Here is a 19,587-nt window from a genome sequence, read left to right on the forward strand (position 1 = left end):
TTTCTAGTTGCCGATTCGCGCACTCGAATCAACACGAACGGCGAAAACAGTGACCAGCAACCACAGTAGGCCGCCGAATCGCACCACCGGCAGCAGATACGCGAAGCCGTCCGCCACCAGCGTGAGCGTCGAAATCGCGCCCAGCACCGTGATAATCCCGCCGGTCCAGTTCAGCGCGGCGGGCAACAGATCCCGCGCGGAGACAACCAGACCCGCCACGAATACCGCGAACATGACCGCGTACGCCGGACCACCGGTCAGGAATGCCGCATCGGCGAGGGCACGCGCCAGGTCGGGCGAGGCCGCCGGTGTCAATCGCCCACCGGCCCAGCAGAATACGGCGCTGAGCAGCAAAGCACCCGCAGCCAGAGTGCCACCCGTCAGCACCACTGCCCCACGGGGAGCGGTGGAGGCATTCTCCCGCAGCCAGTGATAGGCCACCGCGGCCAGAATCGCCAGCACCACAGCGGAATCGAACAGCAGAAACGCCCCGACTTTGATCGTCGTATCGTGCTCGAGCGTATTGGCGAGCACCTCGCGCCCGCTGTCCCCCGGTCGCGGCGCGGACTTGTTGGCAATCACGTAGGCAATGGTCAGCACCGCGAACAGCAATGCCGGAACGCGCAGGAGCGCATGAGATTTCAGGTTCGGCATGGTAGCCATCCCCTCACGCTAGCCAGCCCCGATCGGCGCTCGATCGGCAGCGAATAAACAAAAGATCTTGCGGTCAGGCAGTGGTCGTAATGGCGAGACAACGGGATTGGCCTCACACGAGCTGGTCGAGCGGACCTCGCAGGTCGTCTTCACCGGAAAACCGGGCGTGAAGGCTCCCAAAACCCTGCTGGCGGAGGACGATATCGATATAACGGATCTGAGCCAGGTCGCGTGGGCCACACCTTGGCGGGCGCTCGTCAATTGGGAGAAGTACGGCTACCGGTGATCGACCGGAAGCCGACGCTAGAGAAAGAGAAGAATCCATGACCGCGAAGACCCGGGTAGATGCCGCCATCACGGTGCACAAGTACGAACCGGCCGTCTACGAGGAGCCCGCTGCGGGCCCGGTGCTGAGCCGAATCCATGTGGAGGAGAGCTTCAGCGGCGGCATCGAGGGCGACGGCATAGTCGAATTCCTCCAGTCCGCCAATGCCGACGGCAGTGCCAGCTTCGTCGGCATCGAACGCGTGACAGGATCGGTGGACGGCAAGTCCGGCTCATTCCTATTGCAGGACAATGGCACTGTCGCCGACGATATTGTCAGCGGTGACTGGTTCGTGGTCCCGGGCTCCGGCACCGGCGACCTCACCGGCCTGCGCGGCACCGGCGGCTTCCGCGCCAATCTCGGTGAGGGCGCACAGGTCTGGCTCGAGTACTGGTTCGACTGATGCCGAGCAATTCCGCCAAGACCGCGCTGGTGACCGGCGCGGCCACCGGCATCGGCCGCTCGATAGCGGAAACCCTTGCCGCACAGGGCGTGCGGGTGGTCATCAACCATCCCGGCCAGCAGGATCTGGCCGATGAGGTGGTCGGCAAGATCGTGGCGAACGGTGGTCAAGCCCTGGCACCGCCTAGCGAGGTCGCATCAAGATCAAGGAGCTCTGGTGGCGGGAAATCGATCGAAATCCCACCACCAGAGCTCCCTGATCTTGTCGGGGGCTATTTCCAGACCTCGGCGATGGGGGTGACCACGGTCGGAGGCGACGTCGGGGTGGGTGGTGCGGTGCGGGAGAAGCGTGGGGAGGGGCCGGGTTGGCGGATGCCGTCTACGTCGACGAGAGTCGCTCGGGCATTGAGGTGTTCGTCCTGCTCCGCCTCCGCGAAGCTGAGCACGGGGGTTACGCAGGCGTCGACGCCGTCGAAGAGTGCACGCCATTCGGCCTGTGTTTTCGCGATGAAGCGGTCGGTGAAGAGTTTGCGGAGGATGTCCTGGCCCGCCGGGTCCATCTGGGCGGGAACGGATTCCGGGTCGATCTCGAGGACGCGCAGGAGTTCGGCGTAGAACTGCGGTTCGATCGCGCCGACGGCCATGAACTTGCCGTCGGAGGTTTGGTAGGTGTCGTAGAAGGCCCGGCCGGTGTCGAGCAGGTTGGTGCCGCGCTCGTCCGACCAGATGCCGCTCTTGTGCATGATCCAGATCGAATGGGCGAGGGTGAGCGCGCCGTCGACCATGGCCGCATCGATGATCTGGCCCTCGCCGGAGCGTTCCCGCTCGTACAGCGCGGAGAGAATGCCGACCACTAGGAAGACCGAGCCGCCGCCGTAGTCGCCGAGCAGGTTGATCGGCGGGAGCGGGCGCTCGCCCTTGCGGCCGATGGCGTTCAGCGCGCCGGTGAGGCCGATGTAGTTGATGTCGTGCCCGGCCTGCTGCGCGCGCGGGCCGTCCTGACCCCAGCCCGTCATGCGGCCGTAGATGAGCCGCGGATTGCGTTGCCGCGCTTGCTCGGGGCCGAGGCCGAGCCGTTCGGCCACGCCGGGCCGGAAGCCTTCGATGAGGACATCGGCCTTCTCGATCAGCTCGAGGACGGCCTCGACGTCATCCGGATTCTTGAAATCGGCGTCGACGAGGGTGCGGCCGCGGAACTGTGCCCACGCCGGACCGCTACCGGGCCGCCGCACGCACACCACGTCCGCGCCCAGATCGGCAAGCATCATTCCCGCATGTGGTCCCGGTCCGATGCTCGCCAATTCGACGATCCGGACTCCGTCCAGCGGACCCTTCGTGGCACTCAACCTGACCCCCTGTTGGCTCTGTTCGAATTCCCAAGGAGTAGAACACGTTCCAGAAAGGCGTGCCACAGCTACATTGACGAAGGATCGGGCGGCGAGTGGGCAGACTGCACAATCCCGCCGCCGATCTCCCCCGACTCAGTCCACGTAGGCGCGCCGCAGAATCGCCTCGGTGTCGATGCCGGTGGGCAGGGTGCCGAAAGCGATACCCCAGTCGCCACCGAAGCGGGTGGCGCAGAACGCCTCCGCGACAGCCGGATTGCCGTGACGTACCAGTTGCGTGCCCTGCAGGACCAGGGCCATGAGCTCGACCACGCGGCGGGCGCGGTATTCGATGTCATTCAGGTCGGTGAGTTCCTTGCCGATGCGGTCGATGGCCGCATCCAGGTGCGGGTTGCCGCCGCGCGCGAGGTTCACCTCATTGAAGAACGCCTCCACGCTCTCCGGCTGACGGGCCATGGCGCGCAAGGCATCCAGGGCCGCCACATTGCCGGAGCCCTCCCAGATGGACATGAGCGGGGCCTCGCGGTACAGGCGCGGCATGCCGGATTCCTCGACATAACCATTGCCGCCCAGGCATTCCAGAGCCTCCGCGGCGTGCGAGGGCGCACGCTTGCACACCCAATACTTGGTGACAGCCAAGGCGATTCGGCGCAGCGCCGCCTCCGCCGGATCGGTGGCGGCGCGGTCGGTGGCTCCGGCCAGCCGCAGCATGATGGTGGTGGCGGCCTCGGATTCCACGACCAGATCCGCCAGCACATTGCGCATGGCGGGTTGATCGATCAGGTTGGCCCCGAAGGCTTTCCGACTCCGGGCGTGGTGTACCGCGTGCACGACACCCGCCCGCATGCCGGTGGCCGAGCCGATCACGCAGTCCAGTCGGGTCATATTGACCATTTCGATAATGGTCTTCACGCCCGCGCCCTCCGCGCCGACCAACCAGCCGACCGAATTCTCGTATTCGATCTCCGAGGAGGCATTGGACTTATTGCCCAGCTTGTCCTTGAGCCGTTGCAGGCGAAGGGTATTGCGGGTGCCGTCGGGCAATACGCGCGGCAGCATGAAGCAGGACAGGCCGCCCGGAGCCTGGGCGAGGGTCAGGAACATGTCCGACATGGGCGCGGAGGTGAACCACTTGTGGCCGACGATCCGGTAGGTGCCATCGGATTGCGGTGTGGCGGTGGTGGTATTGGCGCGGACGTCCGAACCACCCTGCTTCTCGGTCATGGACATGCCCGCGATGAGACCGGCCTTGCTCGACGGTTCCCGCAGGCCGTAGTCGTAGACGCGCGAGGCCAGCAGCGGCTCGAATTGTGCTGCCAATTCCGGGTTGTGGCGTAGTGCGGGCACCACGGCGTAGGTCATGGAGATGGGGCACATGTGCCCGGCGTCGGAGATGCCCCAGGTGTAGAACTTGGCCGCGCGGGCGGTGTGCGCGCCCGGGCGGTCGTCCTGCCACGGTGAACCGTGCAGGCCGTGCGCCACGGCGACTTCCATCAGGTTGTGCCAATACGGGTGGAACTCCACCTCGTCGATGCGATTGCCGTAGCGGTCGTGGGTGTGCAGGACGGGCGGGTTCTCATTGGCCACCCGGCCCCACTCCTGCGCCTCGGAACCGCCTGCGAGAGCGCCGAGTTCGCGCACTTCGGCCTCGGCCCAGCCCGCGCCCTCCCGGTGCAGTCCCTCCAGGAGCGCGGGATTGCGGGAGTTGTCGAACGGCACGAGGTTCGGCACCTGATTGAACACTTCATGGGTGGGCATTTGCGGAAACTCCTATTCGGAAGGCACGCCGAGCGCACGGAGTGCGAAGGCGACGAGTTCGGGCACCACCGATTCGCTCTCCAGCTGCTCGGCGAGCGGGCCGACGAGGACCTCGCCGATCGCGCCGACCAGGGCGGTGGCGGAGGTGCGCGGATCCTGCGGCGGCAGCTGACCGGTGGCGACGCCGTCGGCGATCGCGGATTCGAAGGTCTCGGCGAAGGCGCGACGGAAGCGCAGGCGTTCGGCGTCGACGGCTGTGTCCACCGGTTCGGCCAGCAGGACATAGGCCAGCTTGGGATTCTTGAGCGCGCGGCCCGCGAAGGTTTCGACGGCCGCCGTCACGCGCTCGCGGGCCGAGGGTGAATCGGGTGCGTCGGCCATCACGGTCGCACTGCCCGCCTCGGCCACGGCCGCGACCTCGCGGGTGACGACCTCGCGGAAGACTGCGGTCACCAGTTCGGCCTTGCCGCTGAAGCTTTTGTAGACCGTTCCGGTGGCGACTCCGGCCTCGGCGGCGACGGCGGCCACGGACAGTCCGGAGAACCCGTCCCGGGAGAGCACGGTCATGGCGGCCCGCACGATCGACCCCGCCTGGGCGTCGAGGCGGGCCTGTACAGCGGGGGTTCTGCGGTAGGCCACGCAAGAAGTGAACCATTGATTCATTTCTTGGCGCAAGGCCTCCACGACGTCGGATTTACGGCGTATGGTCGAGCCCGTGAGCGTACGAGTAGAACGCAATGGCCCCGTCTACACCGTGATCCTGCACCGCCCCGAAGCCCGCAATGCGGTCGACGGACCCACCGCCACCGCCCTCGCCGACGCCTTCCGCGAATTCGACGCCGACCCCACCGCCTCGGTCGCCGTGCTGTGGGGCGAAGGCGGCACCTTCTGTGCCGGCGCCGACCTGAAATCCCTTGGCACCGAACGCTCCAACCAGGTCACCGAGGAGGGCGACGGCCCCATGGGCCCCACCCGCATGCGCCTGTCCAAGCCCGTCATCGCCGCCGTCTCCGGCTATGCGGTCGCGGGCGGCCTGGAACTCGCGCTCTGGTGCGATCTGCGAATCGCGGAGCAGGACAGCACCTTCGGCGTCTTCTGTCGCCGCTGGGGAGTACCGCTCATCGACGGCGGCACAGTCCGCCTGCCCCGGATCATCGGCTCCGGCCGCGCCATGGACCTGATCCTCACCGGTCGCGCCGTGGGAGCCGCCGAGGCATTGCAGATCGGCCTGGCCACCCGCGTGGTCCCGACCGGCGAATCCCGCCGCGCCGCCGAGGAACTCGCCCTCGAACTCGCCGCCCTCCCGCAGACCTGCCTGCGTTCGGACCGCATGTCCGCGCTCGAACAGGACGGCATGGACGAGGCCGTGGCCATCGGCAATGAACTCCAGCATGGCGTGAAGGCGCTCGCGGACGGTGCCTTGGACGGCGCACAGCGCTTCGCTTCCGGCGAGGGACGTCACGGCGCGCGGGCCTGAGAACACCCGCGAGCCGACGTCTCCACCGGGACGGCAGCGGTTCACCGGACCGATCGGTACGCTTGTCGTTCGATGAATCGACTCAGCGTGGTGGACGAGATCTTCCTGCGGGCACATCGGGGCATGGGTACCCCGATCGCCTTGCAGGGACTTTGGCGCACCGCCGAACCGGTCGAACATGAACTGCTGCACCGGATACACGAGGCGCTCCGGACCGGTCCGCTGGGTCGGCGCGTGGTGCGGGCGCGCGTACCCGGGGCCCGGCCGCGCTGGGTCACCAATACGCGGGCGCACCCGCTCGCTCTCGCCGAGCAACCCATCCCCGCTGCGGCAGTGCTGGATTGGGCCGACGAACAGGGCTTCGGCCTCGACCCCGAATTCGAGCCGGGCTGGCGCATGTCCGCCGCCGCACTGGATGACGGCGGTTACGCACTCGCGCTCACCTGCTCGCACGCCCTGGCCGATGGTCGCGCGGTCGCCCTCGCCGTCGATCACGCCCTGGAGGGAACCCCCTTGGCGGCCCCGATCGTGGGCCACTCGGATTGGGCCGACGCAAAACACATGTGGGCGACCGTCCTCGGCGGCACCGCCCGCGCCCTGCGCCACGGCCCGCCCGCTCGGCCGACACCACCGGGAAAGCGGACGACCCAGCCGACCACCGGGAAAATCGCCCAGAGCGCGGCCTTGCAGATCCCCGCACGCGAATGGAATCGAGTCGCCGTCGCACACGACGGCACCGCGAACAGCCTCTTCGTCCACATCATGGCAAAAATGCTCTGGCACACCGGATTCCCCGCGGACACCATTGCCGCCAGCCTCCCGGTCGACACCCGCGACGAACCCCGCGTCGACAATGACATGGCCATGACGGAAATCGCCATCACCCGCGACGACACCCCGTCCACCCTCCGTCGCAAGGCCCGCACCGCCTACGAACACCGCATGACCAGCCCCGGCGGCATCCCCGAGGAACTCCTCCAGGTCATCCCCGACCGCTGGGCCTACACCCTCGCCAAGGGCGCGGGCGAACGAGACATCCTCTGCTCCAACATAGGAACCCTCCCCGACTCCCTGCTCTCCCTCGGCCCCCACCCCTGCACCGGCGTCATAGCCCGAGCCATCCACCCCGGCCTGCGCCCCGACGCCATCCCCCGCACCCGCCTATCCGGCTACTTCACCCGAATAGCAGACGCGTACACGCTTTCCCTGGTCTCCCTCGACCCCGAAGCCATCCCCAGCGCAAGCGCACTCACCGCCCTCGCCCGACAGACCCTCGACGAATTGCGCCTCCCCGCCACCAGTTGGTGAGCGAGGAGGCAAATCCTGAGACAGCTATCGCACCACGAGCGGCACCGTACTGCGGGACGAAACGTGCTCCGGGACTTCGATTCCTGGGTCGAGATCGTCGGAGGAGATCGGGTCTTCGAAGATTTGGCGGATGGGGAGGACGCCTGCCCAGACACCGCCCGTGGCGATGTCCGCCTCGTCGTCGCGGGGGCCGCCGGTGCGGATCTTCACCGACGATTCGGTGAGGTCCAGGGCTAGGACCACGGTGGCGGCCAGTTCCTTCTTGCTCGGGGAACGCACGGCATCCCACGAGCCGGGGGCCACGTGTTCGACGATTACGCGGAGTGCGTGCAGGCGCTCTTGCGGATCGGTGAGTTCCACTGGGCGGGCGTGGATTACGGCCGAGCGGTAGTTCATGGAGAAGTGCATGGCGGAGCGGGCGTAGATGAGTCCGTCCAGGTGCGTGACGGCTACCGAGACGTCGCCGGTCATGGCGGCGCGCAGATTGCCCGCGCCGGTGGAACCGTGCAGGTACAGGGTGTCGCCGTCCCGGCCGAAGGTGGTGGGAATGACGACCGGTTTGCCGCCGAGCAGCACCCCGAGGTGGCAGAGCATCCCCGCGTCGAGAATGGCATCCAGTTCGGCGCGGTCGGTGGATGCGCGGTCCTTCAGCCGGGTGGGAGTGCTGTGCGGCGTGGGCGACAATGGGGTCCGGGTCGGGGCTGGCTCGGTCATAGGACCAGCATTGCCGGAGAAATGGCTTTCCTGAATAGCCAATTCTACGGAAGATTCGTAGACCACTTGGGGGATATCGCTGTGCCGTTCACGCTCGCCCATCCGGCCGTGACGCTGCCGCTGCGGCGGTGGCTGTGGTTTCCAGGCCTGGTCGCGGGCAGTATCGCACCGGATGTGGGGTATTACCTTCCGATCGGACCGGACGGGGAGCTGACGCATTCGCTGTCCGGGCTGCCGGTCGACCTGCTGCTCGGTGCGATGCTGCTGGCAGTCGACCGGGTGGCTCGGCGACCGGCGATGGCATTGATCGGCCGGACCTCGGTGGCGAGTTGGCCGGGGATTTGGCGGGCCTCGGTGGCGATTCTGGTCGGCGTGCTGACGCATCTGTTCTGGGATTCCTTCACCCACACAGACGGTTTCGCGGTGCGGCATTGGGAAGTATTGCGGCTGGCCGTAATCGGCCCGCATCGGGTGTACAACGTGATCGGCTATCTCTCGTCGGCCGCCGGAATGCTCATCCTCGGCTGGTACGCGGCTCGCTGGTATCGCCGGACAGCGCCGGTTTCCCCCGCACCGCAGCGTAATTGGGTGTTGACCGCGCTACTTCTCGCGGCGACCGCCGGTGCACTCGTCGCACGCACCGACCCGGTGTCGGATATCAGCCTCTACGACTGCGTACGCCACATGCTGGTCGGCGGAATCCAAAGCGCCGGTATCGCTTTCGCACTGTATGCGGTAGCGTCGGCGCTGCAATCCAAAACGTTGTAATTTCATATCATTTCGACATGACAGTGGGGGGACCATTGATCGCCAGAATGGCCGCGACAACGATGATCACGGCCGCCATGTTCGTCGCCGGTGCCGGTATATCCGACGCCGCGCCGATCGGCGTTACGGTGCTGCCGCGGCCGGTCGGCCAATCCCCGGTCGGCACAACGACTCTCCACCTTGTGGATCAGGGCCGGACCGATCCTTTTCAGACGGATCGCGCCCGTGAGTTGATGGTGTCGGTCTTCTATCCGGCGTCCGAGGTCGATCGACACCCCCGCGCCCGGTATCTGTCCACTCAGTTGATGACCGACCTGGACAAGAGCATCGGCGTCCAGTTGCCGGGCGTATTCACCAACTCCTATACCGATGCTCCCGCGCTTGCGGGCGCGAGCTATCCGGTGGTTCTGTACTCGCCGGGTGCGGGGGTCAGCCGATTGTTCGGGACCGGACTGGCCGAGGATCTCGCAAGCCGCGGCTTCGTGGTGGTCACCATGGACCCCACCTATGAGACCTCGCCGGGAGTGGAATTCCCTGGCGGACGCATCGTTCAGCCCGCTCCCCAGCCGGACGGATTCACCACGGAGCTCCGCACGAAGTACATCGACACACGGCTGCTCGACAGCGGTTTCGTGCTCGACTCGCTCACCCGACTGGCGTCGGGCGAGAACCCTGACGCCGAACATCGCGCCCTGCCCGTCGGGCTGGGCGGCGCACTCGACCTGAACCGCATCGGCACGGTGGGGCATTCTTCCGGCGGCTATGTCGCGGTCGAATCCATGCACGAGGACCATCGGATTTCTGCCGCAGTGGATCTCGATGGTCAGCTCGGGGTGGATGAGGCCTTCGGGCGCACGGTCACCGAGGGCGAGGACCGGCCGGTGCTGGTGATGACCAGCAAGCAGATCGAGGAGGTCGGGGATGCCAACCCGTCGCTCGAGGCGTTCTGGCAGCGCTCCACGGGCTGGAAACGCCAAGTTACCCTGCGGGATTCGGCTCATTACGATTTCACCGATATGCCGCTGCTGGTTCCGAGCGTGGCGCGGGCGGCCGCCTCGCGATACCTCGGACCCATCTCGGCCGATCGCGGCGCGAGCCTGGTGCACACCTATGTGGCGGCCATGTTCGACAAGTTCCTGCGCGGGCGCCCCGATACCGTCCTCGAGAATCCGCCTGCCGAAGCCGAGCTCGCACAGCTCCGCTGAGCGGAGTGGCATGCTGTAGTGGCTCATTATTCCAGCGATGGAAAGGCCACTCTCGTGAGAGAAGGCGCTGCGGTCATGGTCGACGATCTGCCATTGGCCATTGATCGGGAGGCCTCGACGCCGCTTGCGGTGCAGGTCGCGGATGGTTTACGGGGTGCGGCCGCCGCGGGCGCGCTGCGCGGTGGCGATCGACTGCCGTCCTCGCGTGAGCTGGCCACCCGGCTCGGGGTGAGCCGCACGGTGGTCACCGCCGCCTACGACCAATTGCATGCCGAGGGCTGGCTCACCGGGCGGCACGGGTCCGGCACGTATCTGACCGCCGCGCCGCCGCCGGTCACCGCACGGGCGAGCGGGGCACAGCGCACGGACCCCCTGTCGAACCTGCTCGATCTGGGCGCGGGCGCACCCTCGATCGAGAATCTGGATGGCGCGGCCTGGCGACGCGCCTGGCGGGCCGCCTCCGATCGAATGCCCTTGGTGCGCAAGGACCGAGCCGGTGACCCGGATTTCCGGGAGGCCGTCGCCGAACACCTGCTGCGACATCGGGGGCTGGGTCCGGGCAGCGGCACCACGGTGCTGGCCACCGCCGGAACCAGTTCCGCCGTCGGCGAACTCGCCGGTGCGCTGCTGCAACCCGGTGATGTGGTGGCCATCGAGGACCCCGGCTATCAGCGCGCGGCCGGGGCCTTCCGGGCCGCCCGGGTGCATCTCGTCCCGATTCCCGTGGATGCCGACGGTCTGCGCGTGGACCTGCTCCCCGCGAATGCCAAGGCCGTGTATTGCACGCCCGCACATCAATTCCCGCTCGGCGCGCGCATGCCCGCCGCCCGCCGCATCGAACTCATCGAATTCGCCCGGCGCACGGGCTCTCTCGTCATCGAGGATGACTACGACGGCGAATTGCGTTACGACACCGCACCTTTGCCGCTGCTGGCCACCCTCGACCCCGACCTGGTCGTGCATCTCGGCACCACCAGCAAGATCCTCTCCCCCACCCTCGGCGTCGGCTGGCTGGTCGCCGCGCCCGCGATCGCCGACGCGGTGCTGAGGTATCGCGATCTCACCGGCACCAGCCCCGCCCCCGCCGGTCAGCAGGTCACCGCCGAGCTCGCCCGCCACGGCGACCTCGCCCGCCACCTGCGCCGCCTGCGCCGCGATATGCCCCCGCGCCGCGCCCTGGTCGTGGCCGAACTCCGCAAGCGCGGCCTCCAGGTCATCGGCGACGATGCGGGCTCGCACGTGGTGGTCCCCGTCTCGTCGGCAGCCGCCGAGGATCGGGCCGTCGCGGCCGCCCGGGCCGGTGGCGTCTACCTGGACGGCCTGTCGCGCCACTATCTGGGCGAGCGCCACACCTTCGGCATCGCCCTCGGTTACGCCGCCCTGCCCAGTCACCGACTCCCGACCGCGGTCCGAATCGCCGCCGAATGCCTGTCCGCGGCCGAATGACCTGCCGGTCGTTGTTCGATTCGGTGGGCACTCGACGGACCGGTCGTAAGCTGTCCGCATGAGCGAACAGGACATCCACGCGCGCATCAAGGATCTGGTCGATCGCGAGCATGAACTCCGGTCCAAGGCCACCAATGGCGGTATCGACCCCGGGGAAGAGCGCCGTCAGCTCGCCGAACTCGAGGTCCAGCTGGATCAGGCCTGGGACCTGCTGCGGCAGCGTCGCGCCCGCCTCGACCAGGGCCGCAACCCCGACGAGGCGCAGCCCAATTCCGCCCGGCAGGTCGAGGGCTACCTGCAGTAACGGCGGCTCGTCGCTGCGCACACGCAGCGGCCCGCCACGGCGTACATCCAGCGGCTCGCCGCCCCGTCCCGGGAAATTTCGACCCTCCCGGTGGGGCGGCGGTCGCGGCTACCCTTTTTGAATGGTGGCAACGATAGACATCACGACCGCCGACGGCATCGTCCGCGGTTCCATGGGCCGCCGCGTATCCCGCTGGCGTTCCATTCCCTACGCGGCGTCTCCGGTGGGCAAGCTCAGATTCCGCGCCCCGCAACCCGTCCAGCCGTGGCGCGGGGTACGCGACGCCACCGAATTCGGTTTCGCCGCAATGCAGCACCGCAGCGGGGCCCGGATCGGCCCGCGCCGCCAGCAGCCCACGGGCGAGGACTGCCTGACACTGAATATCACCAAGCCGAACGCCCCGTCGGCCACACCGCGCCCGGTCATGGTGTTCATTCACGGTGGCGGCTATGTCATCGGCACCTCCGCGCTGGGCCTGTATTCCGGTGCGCGGCTGGCGGTGCTGGGCGATGTCATCGTGGTGTCGATCAATTACCGGCTGGGCGCGTTCGGATATGTGAACTTCGGCGAATTCTCCACGCCCACCCAGCAATTCGATTCGAACCTCGGCTTGCGTGATCAGGTGGCGGCCCTGGAATGGGTGCAGCGCAATATCGCCGAATTCGGCGGCGACCCGGGCAATGTCACCATCTTCGGGGAGTCGGCCGGTGCGCACGCCGTGCTCGCCCTGTTCGCCACCCCGGCCTCGGCCGGACTCTTCCACCGCGGCATCTCGCAGAGCCCGCCCGCCGATTGGGGCCCGACCCAGGCCGACGCCAAGGTCTTCGCCCGCCGCTGCCTCGACAAGCTCGGCGTCACCGCCGATGACGCAGCTGACCCCTTGATCACGGCCCGCCCCAATGACATTCGACGCGCCGCCGACCGCGCCGTGTCCGAGGTGCTGCGCGATCAGCCGGGCCTGTTCCCGATCGCCCCCGAGGTGGATGGCGACTTCCTCCCGCGCTCCCCGATCGAGGCCTTCCGCGAGGGCACCGCGCACCGCGTGCCGCTCATCATCGGCACCAATCAGGACGAGGCCACCCTCTTCATCCGCTTCGACGACACCCTCCCCACCACCCCCGACCGCATGCGCTGGATCCTGCGCCAGTCCGGCGATGATGCCGAATCCCGCGTCACCGCCGCCTATCCCGGCTTCCCCGATCCCAGGGTGGCGGTCCGCATGGGCGGCGACTTCACCTTCTGGCGGCCCTCGGTGGCGGTCATGGAGGCCCACAGCCGCTACGCCCCCACCTATGCGTACCGCTTCGACTTCGCTCCCCGCGCGGTCCAATTGGCCGGATTCGGCGCTACCCACGCCCTGGACCTGATCCCAGTCTTCGGTGTAACAGCGACCCCCATCGGCCGCGCACTTACCGCGGCCGGTGGATCACGCGGCTTCCGTTCCGTAACAAGGCAATTCCAGGACAATTGGCTGTCCTTCGCCCGCACCGGCGAGCCCCTCCCGTCCTGGCCCGCCTACACCGAGGACCAGCGCGCCACCATGATCATCGACTCCCCGCCCCGCGTCCTGCACGACCCGGACAAGCCCAAACGCCTTGCCTGGCAGGGCATCCACCTTCCCGCCCTGGTCTGACGCTATTTGAGCAGACGGGACATGCGGCGGTCGGCGAGGATCTTGCCGCCGGTCTGGCAGGTGGCGCAGTACTGGAATGACTTGTCCGCGTACGAGACTTCGCGGACCGTGTCGCCACAGACCGGGCACGGAAGCCCGGTGCGGGCATGCACCCGCATCCCGGAACGCTTCTCGCCCTTCAATCGCGCGGCATCTTGTCCGACCGATCGTTCCACCGCATCGGACAGCGTGGCCCGCATGGCCGAGAACAGCCGTGCCAACTGCTCCGAATCCAGCCCCGAGGACGTGGCGAACGGCGAAAGCTTGGCCGTATGCAGGATCTCGTCCGAGTACGCATTCCCGATCCCCGCGATCACGGTCTGATCGGTCAGCGCGTTCTTCACTCGCTGTGAGGTGCCGTGCAGCAACTCCCCGAATTCGGTCTCGCTGACCGCCAATGCGTCCGGCCCGAGCCGCGCGATCCCCGGAATCGTCAAGGGATCGTGCACCACCCACACCGCCAGCCGCTTCTTGGTCCCCGCCTCGGTGAGATCGAAGGCCGGAGTCAGTCCTTCCGGCGTGAACAGGTGCACCCGGATCGCGAGCGGGCCCTTGCCCGGCTTGGGCGGCGCCACCGCGGGTTCATCGATCCACCGCAGCCATCCGGCCCTCGACAGATGCGTAACCAGCCACACCCCATCGCAATTCAGCCCGAGATGCTTGCCCCAATGCCCCACCCCGGTGACATCACGCCCGGACAGCGCGGTCACCGGCGGATCGAAGGACTTCAGCACACTGAGCGCCGCCACATCGACCCGCCCCACAACCGCGCCTACCGCATGCTCGGCAAGAAACTGCTCGAGCGCCACGATCTCCGGTAACTCGGGCACCTCCGCAGCCTACCCATAACCTCCGACAATCGCCTGGCCAGCGCGAATACCGTGTCGGCACGAACCCGCTGTCACATCCACGAGCCCGCGTGGCTCATACGGGCATGCTGACAAACATCATGTACGTGACCATCTATGTCGCCGACCAGGACCGGGCGCTGAAGTTCTACACCGAGACGCTCGGCCTGGAGAAGCACGTCGATTATCCGACGGGTCCGGAGGGACGCTTCCTCACCGTGAAGACCCCGGGCAGTCCCGTCGAGATCATCCTGTGGCGGCATGCGGCCGCCGTGGGGCACCCGGCCCAGCCGGAGGCCGCGCCCGGTCCGCTCATTCTCGAGTCCGATGATCTGCGAAAGGACTTCGAGGTGTTTCGCGAGCGCGGGGTGACCTTCGATCAGCCCGAGCCGGAGGACTATCCGTTCGGTATCCGGATCGAGGCCTCGGATCCGGACGGCAACCGAATCTCCTTGCGCCAGACCCGCAAGTAGGACGTGGACGAGGGTGACCGCTCAGCGATGCAGGGCGGTCTCCCGTTCCACATGCGATAGCTTCTCGGGATTGCGCACGATGTAGAGGCCGGTGACCAGGCCATCATCGATCCGCACCGCTACGACACCGTCGATCACGCCGTCGAGCCGGGCGAGCAGCGCCGGGCTGCCATTCATCTGGACCGTCTCGAGCGACATGCCCCGCGTGGTGAACCTGGACCCGCCGACCGCCAATAGTCGAGCCACCTTGTCGGCTCCCACGACTGGATTCAACACCGCCTGCACGACTCCGCCGCCATCGCCCACGAGGACGACATCCGGGGCGAGGATATCGAGCAGGCCCTGGATATCGCCCGTATTGATCGCGCGCTGAAATGCCTCCAGCGCCTCACGGGTGTCGGTGGGGGTGGCCACGCCGCGCGGGCGGCGGGCGGCGACGTGTTCCTTTGCCCGGTGGGCGATCTGGCGGACCGCGGCGGGGGTCTTGTCGACGGCCTCGGCAATCTCGTTGTAGCCCAGGTCGAATACCTCGCGCAGCACGAAGACCGCACGCTCGGTGGGGGTGAGGGTTTCCAGCACCAGCATCATGGCCATCGAAACGCTGTCCGCCAGTTCAATATCCTCGGCCACATCGGGCGCGGTGAGCAGCGGCTCGGGCAGCCATTCGCCCACATAGGACTCCTTGCGGCGACCGAGCGTGCGCAACCGGCTCAGCGCCTGGCGGGTGGTGATCCGGACCAGGTAGGCACGCTGCTCCCGCACCGTGTCGAGGTCGACGGTCATCCACTTCATCCAGGTTTCCTGGAGCACGTCCTCCGCATCGGCGGCCGAGCCGAGCATCTCGTAGGCGACGGTGAACAGCAGATTGCGGTGGGTCACGAAGACCTCGGTGGCCGGGTCCAGCTGCTCGCTCATCCAGGGCTCCTGTCTGTTCACACTCGACTTTGGCACGAGACGCCGCCCGCCGCCGCTTTGTGACACCCGACGTCGGTGGTCCACCTCACATTTCCGGGCTGTCACAGGGGCGAGATCAGCGGCATCTCATGGTCGTTCGAGAAACACCACGAGAGAGGAAAGAACAATGGGACCTCGTTTCGACATGATGGCCAATGACTTCGGCGGCAAGTTCGCCAAGCGGTTCGCGGGCATCGCCATGGCGCTGAACCAGTCGACGCTGTCGAAGACGACGCAGGAATTGGTGCAGTTGCGGGCCAGCCAGATCAATGGCTGCGGATTCTGCACCGATATGCACACCAAGGATCTCGAGGCGGTCGGGGAAACCTCGGTGCGGCTCAACCTCGTCGCCGCCTGGCGGGAGGCGACCGTCTTCACCGAGGCCGAGCGGGCGGCGCTCGCGTTCGCCGAGGAGGGCACCCGCCTAGCCGATCATCACCACGGCGTCAGCGACGAGACCTGGGAGCAGGTGCGCAAGCACTACGACGACGATCAGATCGCCGCATTGATCGCGGTGGTTGCCCTGATCAATGCGGCCAATCGGATGAACGTGATCGTGAAGATGCCGGCCGGGTCCTACCAGCCCGGCATGTTCGACGCCGTGCTCAGCTGATGAATTGCTGACGCAGCAGGAAGCGCTGCACCTTGCCGCTGGGCGTTTTCGGGAGCTCCGGAACGAAGTGGATACGACGCGGATACACATGCGCCGCCAGCTTCCGCTTCACCAATTGCTGGAGCTCACCGACCAGCGCCGCATCGGGCTCGATGCCGGGACTCGCCACCGCGACGGCGATCAGCACCTCACCGCGCAACTCGTCCGGCACCCCGATCACCGCCACCTCCGATACCGAATCATGGCTGGTGAGAACGCTTTCCACCTCGAACGGACCGATCCGGTACCCGGCCATGAGAATCACATCGTCATCACGGGAGGCGAACGTCAGATAGCCATCGGCATCGCGGGCGGCCACATCGCCGGTGACATACCAGCGACCGTCGGCGGTGAAGCGGGCCGCACTGCGCTCGGGCGCATTTCGGTAGCCGCGGAAGGTGAGCAGCGTGCTGTCCGTGGCAATGGCGACACGGCCGGACTCGCCGACCGCGGCCGGTTCATCGGAATCCAGGCGCAGGACCTCGACGGTGTAGCCGGGCATGGGCTGTCCCATCGAGCCGGATTTGATATCGGCTATGAGATCCGGATGCCAGGCATTGACGACGGTCATCCCGGTTTCGGTCTGGCCGTAGTGATCGCGAATCTCCACGCCCAGTGCCTGTTTCGACCAGGTGATGACATCGGGTGTGAGCGGTTCACCGGCCGAGGACAGATGCCGCAGTACCAGCCCGTCCGGCATCGGGCTGTGCCGCAGTGCGCGGTAGACCGTCGGCGCGGCCGCGAAATTGGTGACGCCGTACTCGCGAAGCACCTGCCAGGTGAGCGCCGGATCGAAGGGCGCACACAGCAGAATGCTGCGATGCCCGGACGCCATGGGCGCGAGGATGGCGATGTACAGGCCATACGCCCAGCCCGGATCGGCGATATTCCAGAAGACATCGCCCGTGGCGCAGTCGATCCCGTACTCGAAGTACATGACCACGCCCGCCATGCCGCTCAACCGCATGGGCACGGCCTTGGGCGTCCCGGTGGTGCCGGAGGTGAACAGCTCGACCAGCACACCGTCCCCGCCGACGGCCACCGACTCCGGTGCGGCACCGGTGTTTTCGAGCAGATCAGCGAACGCGATATCGTCGCCGGTCGCCTCGCCCGTGGTGACGACCCGCCATTCCCGTGCCGCCGGAAGCTCGTCACTCGGCGCGAGTTTCGCCCGCTGCGCGGCATCGGTGATGACGAGCTTGGTCCCGTTCCCATTGACCCGCATGGCGATCGCCCCCGGCGCGAACGCGGTGAACAGCGGCACATGCACCGCCCCGATTCGCCAGATGGCCAGCAGCGCCACCACCAGCTCCTGAGACTTCCCCATCAGCGTGGCGACCCGATCGCCTTCCCGCACACCGATTTCCACCAACGCCGCCGCGACCCGCTCGGAGCGCTCCCTGATTTCCCCGAAGGTGACGTCGATACCGGATAGATCCGGCTGCACGAACGTGAAGGCAACCGCATCGGCCGGATGCCGATCGCACAGCAGCCCGGCCGCGTTCGCATCGGGCGCGCCGTACTCGGCGGCCAGCTGCTCGGCGCGCCGGATTGGGGCGTCGTTGGGGGTTCGGGGGCGAAGCCCCTGCGAGTTCCCGAGAGTTGGGTCGGTCATGCGATACCTCCACTTACACCGTTGACCGACTATTGACGGTCCGCCAGTAGCAAGTCAAGAGGTGGTCAGTGGCCCCGGCGCAGGAGGTAGACGTCCATGATCCAGCCCTTGGACTCTCGCAGGGAGGCGCGGCGGCGGGCGATCCGCTGCTCGACCACGCGTAGCGGGCCCTCGACGATGGTTTCGTCGGGCATGCCCAGGTACGCACCCCACCAGATGTAGATGTCGTCGCCCGGCACTTGGGTGAATGAGCAGTCGCCGTCGAGCATGACGACCGTGGCCTGGCCGGACGCCAGGCCTTCCTCGCGGAGCCGCCGTCCCGTCGTGACGTGCACCGGCTCGCCGATCTCATGCAGCACCATCCGATGCGAGGCCGCCAGGGCCTGCACGCTGGTGATCCCCGGAATCACCTCGTAGTCGAAGAACATCCGTTCGCGTTCCAGCACCCGTTCCACGATCCGCAGCGTGCTGTCGTACAGCGACGGATCACCCCACACCAGAATCGCGCCGACGCCGTCGGTTTCCGCGAAGGCCCGTTCCAGGATCTCGGCGCGCTGCTCATGCCAGTCCTGCACGACACCCCGGTACGCGGTGTCCGCGCCGGTGCCCGGCACGGTCCGGTCGCGGGGCGGGTCGGCGATCTCCACCAGCTGGTAGGGGTGGTGCACATGCTCGGCGATGATCCGCGCCCGCACATCCACGAGTTCTTGTTTCTCGGCCCCTTTACCGATGAAGAAGAACACATTCACCTGGCGCATCGCCTTGATGGCCTGCACTGTCACCTGGTCCGGGTCACCAGCACCTATTCCGATCACGAAGAGCTTCCGCACGGTGCGTAAGCTTGCCAGGCGTGGACACGGCCCCCCGAAACACCCAGTACGAGGACCTGCTGCGGCTGGTTCTGGATTCCGGCACCCCCAAGGGGGACCGGACCGGCACGGGGACCCGCAGTCTCTTCGGACATCAACTGCGCTATGACCTTTCGCAGGGCTTCCCGCTGATCACCACCAAGAAGGTGCATCTGAAGTCGATCGTCTACGAGTTGCTGTGGTTCCTGCGCGGCGATTCGAACGTGCACTGGTTGCAGGAGCACGGGGTCAGCATCTGGGACGAATGGGCCGACGCGAATGGCGATCTGGGCCCGGTCTACGGCGTGCAGTGGCGGTCCTGGCCGACGCCGGACGGCATGCACATCGATCAGATCTCGCAGGTGCTGCAGACGCTGCGCACCGATCCGGATTCGCGCCGCATCATCGTCTCGGCGTGGAATGTGTCGGAGCTGGACAAGATGGCGCTCGCGCCCTGCCACGCCTTCTTCCAGTTCTATGTGGCCGACGGCAAGCTGTCCTGCCAGCTGTATCAGCGCAGCGCGGACCTGTTCCTGGGCGTGCCGTTCAATATCGCGAGTTATGCGCTGCTGACCCATATGGTGGCGCAGCAGACCGAACTGGAACCCGGTGAATTCATTTGGACCGGCGGCGATGTGCACATCTACGACAATCACCTGGAGCAGGTGCGCGAGCAGCTGAGCCGGGAGCCGTACCCGTTCCCGAAGCTGAATCTTCGGCCCGCGCCGACGCTGTTCGACTACGCCTTCGAGGATGTGGAAATCGAGGGTTACCAGCATCATCCGGCGATCAAGGCCCCGGTGGCGGTGTGAGCGGTC

General features: G+C 67.0%; 21 protein-coding genes and 1 pseudogene. 13 read left to right on the top strand and 9 right to left on the bottom strand.

From position 1 onward, the window contains the following. Nucleotides 1-3 precede the first annotated feature (3 nt). Entirely contained in the window at nt 4-663 is a 660-nt protein-coding gene (locus tag AB0N05_RS03050) for a DUF4386 domain-containing protein (RefSeq protein WP_364686860.1), read from the bottom strand. 58 nt (nt 664-721) lie between these two features. Between AB0N05_RS03050 and AB0N05_RS03055 the strand changes: the two genes are divergently transcribed. From AB0N05_RS03055 to AB0N05_RS03065, 3 genes and pseudogenes are all read left to right on the top strand, one after another. Beyond that, nucleotides 722-940 (top strand): hypothetical protein, encoded by a 219-nt coding sequence (locus AB0N05_RS03055; protein WP_364686863.1) that lies wholly within the window; start codon nt 722-724, stop codon nt 938-940. 37 nt (nt 941-977) lie between these two features. Then, nucleotides 978-1,382, top strand: coding sequence for a DUF3224 domain-containing protein (locus AB0N05_RS03060; protein WP_364686866.1), 405 nt, complete (start codon nt 978-980; stop codon nt 1,380-1,382). After that, nucleotides 1,382-1,576, top strand: a pseudogene (locus AB0N05_RS03065) (SDR family NAD(P)-dependent oxidoreductase); the annotation flags it as partial. The gene AB0N05_RS03060 and the pseudogene AB0N05_RS03065, both read left to right, overlap by 1 nt. Before the next feature lie 77 nt (nt 1,577-1,653). Here AB0N05_RS03065 and AB0N05_RS03070 read toward each other — a convergent pair. From AB0N05_RS03070 to AB0N05_RS03080, 3 genes are all read right to left on the bottom strand, one after another. After that, nucleotides 1,654-2,727 carry a CaiB/BaiF CoA-transferase family protein gene (locus AB0N05_RS03070; protein WP_364686868.1) on the bottom strand — a complete coding sequence of 358 codons (1,074 nt, stop codon included), beginning with the start codon at nt 2,725-2,727 and terminating at the stop codon, nt 1,654-1,656. 135 nt (nt 2,728-2,862) lie between these two features. Further along, nucleotides 2,863-4,485 (bottom strand): acyl-CoA dehydrogenase family protein, encoded by a 1,623-nt coding sequence (locus AB0N05_RS03075; protein WP_364686870.1) that lies wholly within the window; start codon nt 4,483-4,485, stop codon nt 2,863-2,865. A 12-nt stretch (nt 4,486-4,497) separates the two neighbouring features. Further along, nucleotides 4,498-5,124 carry a TetR/AcrR family transcriptional regulator gene (locus tag AB0N05_RS03080; protein WP_364686872.1) on the bottom strand — a complete coding sequence of 209 codons (627 nt, stop codon included), beginning with the start codon at nt 5,122-5,124 and terminating at the stop codon, nt 4,498-4,500. A 64-nt stretch (nt 5,125-5,188) separates the two neighbouring features. On the opposite strand from AB0N05_RS03080, the gene AB0N05_RS03085 reads away from it, so the two are divergent. Both AB0N05_RS03085 and AB0N05_RS03090 read left to right on the top strand, forming a co-directional pair. Continuing rightward, on the top strand, nt 5,189-5,962 hold the full coding sequence (locus tag AB0N05_RS03085; protein ID WP_364686874.1) for a crotonase/enoyl-CoA hydratase family protein: 774 nt from the start codon (nt 5,189-5,191) through the stop codon (nt 5,960-5,962). Between the two features lie 72 nt (nt 5,963-6,034). Beyond that, nucleotides 6,035-7,270 (top strand): hypothetical protein, encoded by a 1,236-nt coding sequence (locus AB0N05_RS03090; protein ID WP_364686876.1) that lies wholly within the window; start codon nt 6,035-6,037, stop codon nt 7,268-7,270. Nucleotides 7,271-7,294: 24 nt separating this feature from the next. On the opposite strand, the gene AB0N05_RS03095 is transcribed toward AB0N05_RS03090, so the two are convergent. Further along, nucleotides 7,295-7,984 carry a pyridoxamine 5'-phosphate oxidase family protein gene (locus AB0N05_RS03095; RefSeq protein WP_364686878.1) on the bottom strand — a complete coding sequence of 230 codons (690 nt, stop codon included), beginning with the start codon at nt 7,982-7,984 and terminating at the stop codon, nt 7,295-7,297. A 21-nt stretch (nt 7,985-8,005) separates the two neighbouring features. Between AB0N05_RS03095 and AB0N05_RS03100 the strand changes: the two genes are divergently transcribed. From AB0N05_RS03100 to AB0N05_RS03120, 5 genes are all read left to right on the top strand, one after another. Beyond that, nucleotides 8,006-8,752 carry a DUF4184 family protein gene (locus tag AB0N05_RS03100; RefSeq protein WP_364686880.1) on the top strand — a complete coding sequence of 249 codons (747 nt, stop codon included), beginning with the start codon at nt 8,006-8,008 and terminating at the stop codon, nt 8,750-8,752. Between the two features lie 17 nt (nt 8,753-8,769). Then, nucleotides 8,770-9,957: a hypothetical protein gene (locus AB0N05_RS03105; RefSeq protein WP_364686882.1), complete on the top strand. Its 1,188-nt coding sequence runs from the start codon at nt 8,770-8,772 to the stop codon at nt 9,955-9,957. A gap of 54 nt (nt 9,958-10,011) precedes the next feature. Beyond that, nucleotides 10,012-11,403, top strand: a complete 1,392-nt coding sequence (locus AB0N05_RS03110; protein ID WP_364686884.1) for a PLP-dependent aminotransferase family protein — start codon at nt 10,012-10,014, stop codon at nt 11,401-11,403. A gap of 58 nt (nt 11,404-11,461) precedes the next feature. Continuing rightward, complete coding sequence (locus tag AB0N05_RS03115; RefSeq protein ID WP_364686886.1) at nt 11,462-11,707, top strand: DUF2630 family protein; 246 nt, start codon at nt 11,462-11,464, stop codon at nt 11,705-11,707. A 121-nt stretch (nt 11,708-11,828) separates the two neighbouring features. Beyond that, nucleotides 11,829-13,340, top strand: coding sequence for a carboxylesterase/lipase family protein (locus AB0N05_RS03120; protein WP_364686888.1), 1,512 nt, complete (start codon nt 11,829-11,831; stop codon nt 13,338-13,340). Between the two features lie 2 nt (nt 13,341-13,342). Here AB0N05_RS03120 and AB0N05_RS03125 read toward each other — a convergent pair whose 3' ends face one another. Continuing rightward, nucleotides 13,343-14,209, bottom strand: coding sequence for a DNA-formamidopyrimidine glycosylase family protein (locus AB0N05_RS03125; RefSeq protein ID WP_364686890.1), 867 nt, complete (start codon nt 14,207-14,209; stop codon nt 13,343-13,345). A 104-nt stretch (nt 14,210-14,313) separates the two neighbouring features. Here AB0N05_RS03125 and AB0N05_RS03130 point away from each other — a divergent pair, with 104 nt between their 5' ends. Beyond that, nucleotides 14,314-14,700: a VOC family protein gene (locus AB0N05_RS03130; RefSeq protein ID WP_364686892.1), complete on the top strand. Its 387-nt coding sequence runs from the start codon at nt 14,314-14,316 to the stop codon at nt 14,698-14,700. Between the two features lie 21 nt (nt 14,701-14,721). Here AB0N05_RS03130 and AB0N05_RS03135 read toward each other — a convergent pair whose 3' ends face one another. Then, nucleotides 14,722-15,615 (bottom strand): RNA polymerase sigma-70 factor, encoded by an 894-nt coding sequence (locus AB0N05_RS03135; RefSeq protein WP_364686894.1) that lies wholly within the window; start codon nt 15,613-15,615, stop codon nt 14,722-14,724. Nucleotides 15,616-15,781: 166 nt separating this feature from the next. Here AB0N05_RS03135 and AB0N05_RS03140 point away from each other — a divergent pair, with 166 nt between their 5' ends. Next, nucleotides 15,782-16,267 (top strand): carboxymuconolactone decarboxylase family protein, encoded by a 486-nt coding sequence (locus AB0N05_RS03140; RefSeq protein WP_364686896.1) that lies wholly within the window; start codon nt 15,782-15,784, stop codon nt 16,265-16,267. Here AB0N05_RS03140 and AB0N05_RS03145 read toward each other — a convergent pair. Both AB0N05_RS03145 and cobF read right to left on the bottom strand, forming a co-directional pair. Continuing rightward, nucleotides 16,260-17,921: an AMP-binding protein gene (locus tag AB0N05_RS03145; RefSeq protein ID WP_364686898.1), complete on the bottom strand. Its 1,662-nt coding sequence runs from the start codon at nt 17,919-17,921 to the stop codon at nt 16,260-16,262. The genes AB0N05_RS03140 and AB0N05_RS03145 overlap by 8 nt on opposite strands. 65 nt (nt 17,922-17,986) lie before the next feature. Then, on the bottom strand, nt 17,987-18,751 hold the full coding sequence (gene cobF / locus AB0N05_RS03150; protein ID WP_364686900.1) for a precorrin-6A synthase (deacetylating): 765 nt from the start codon (nt 18,749-18,751) through the stop codon (nt 17,987-17,989). Between the two features lie 20 nt (nt 18,752-18,771). Between cobF and AB0N05_RS03155 the strand changes: the two genes are divergently transcribed. Next, on the top strand, nt 18,772-19,581 hold the full coding sequence (locus AB0N05_RS03155) for a thymidylate synthase (RefSeq protein WP_364686902.1): 810 nt from the start codon (nt 18,772-18,774) through the stop codon (nt 19,579-19,581). Nucleotides 19,582-19,587 lie beyond the last annotated feature (6 nt).

The organism is Nocardia sp. NPDC051030 (assembly GCF_040683015.1).
Taxonomy (GTDB): Bacteria; Actinomycetota; Actinomycetes; order Mycobacteriales; family Mycobacteriaceae; genus Nocardia.

Excerpts from the sequence above, each read along its gene's own strand:
- AB0N05_RS03145 (WP_364686898.1), bottom strand. The coding sequence starts at position 17,921 with ATGACCGACCCAACTCTCGGGAACTCGCAGGGGCTTCGCCCCCGAACC.
- AB0N05_RS03115 (WP_364686886.1), top strand. The coding sequence starts at position 11,462 with ATGAGCGAACAGGACATCCACGCGCGCATCAAGGATCTGGTCGATCGC.
- AB0N05_RS03140 (WP_364686896.1), top strand. The coding sequence starts at position 15,782 with ATGGGACCTCGTTTCGACATGATGGCCAATGACTTCGGCGGCAAGTTC.
- AB0N05_RS03060 (WP_364686866.1), top strand. The coding sequence starts at position 978 with ATGACCGCGAAGACCCGGGTAGATGCCGCCATCACGGTGCACAAGTAC.
- AB0N05_RS03075 (WP_364686870.1), bottom strand. The coding sequence starts at position 4,485 with ATGCCCACCCATGAAGTGTTCAATCAGGTGCCGAACCTCGTGCCGTTC.
- AB0N05_RS03050 (WP_364686860.1), bottom strand. The coding sequence starts at position 663 with ATGGCTACCATGCCGAACCTGAAATCTCATGCGCTCCTGCGCGTTCCG.
- AB0N05_RS03085 (WP_364686874.1), top strand. The coding sequence starts at position 5,189 with ATGGTCGAGCCCGTGAGCGTACGAGTAGAACGCAATGGCCCCGTCTAC.
- AB0N05_RS03100 (WP_364686880.1), top strand. The coding sequence starts at position 8,006 with ATGGCTTTCCTGAATAGCCAATTCTACGGAAGATTCGTAGACCACTTG.
- AB0N05_RS03120 (WP_364686888.1), top strand. The coding sequence starts at position 11,829 with ATGGTGGCAACGATAGACATCACGACCGCCGACGGCATCGTCCGCGGT.
- AB0N05_RS03130 (WP_364686892.1), top strand. The coding sequence starts at position 14,314 with ATGCTGACAAACATCATGTACGTGACCATCTATGTCGCCGACCAGGAC.
- AB0N05_RS03105 (WP_364686882.1), top strand. The coding sequence starts at position 8,770 with ATGACAGTGGGGGGACCATTGATCGCCAGAATGGCCGCGACAACGATG.
- AB0N05_RS03090 (WP_364686876.1), top strand. The coding sequence starts at position 6,035 with ATGAATCGACTCAGCGTGGTGGACGAGATCTTCCTGCGGGCACATCGG.
- AB0N05_RS03135 (WP_364686894.1), bottom strand. The coding sequence starts at position 15,615 with ATGAGCGAGCAGCTGGACCCGGCCACCGAGGTCTTCGTGACCCACCGC.
- AB0N05_RS03095 (WP_364686878.1), bottom strand. The coding sequence starts at position 7,984 with ATGACCGAGCCAGCCCCGACCCGGACCCCATTGTCGCCCACGCCGCAC.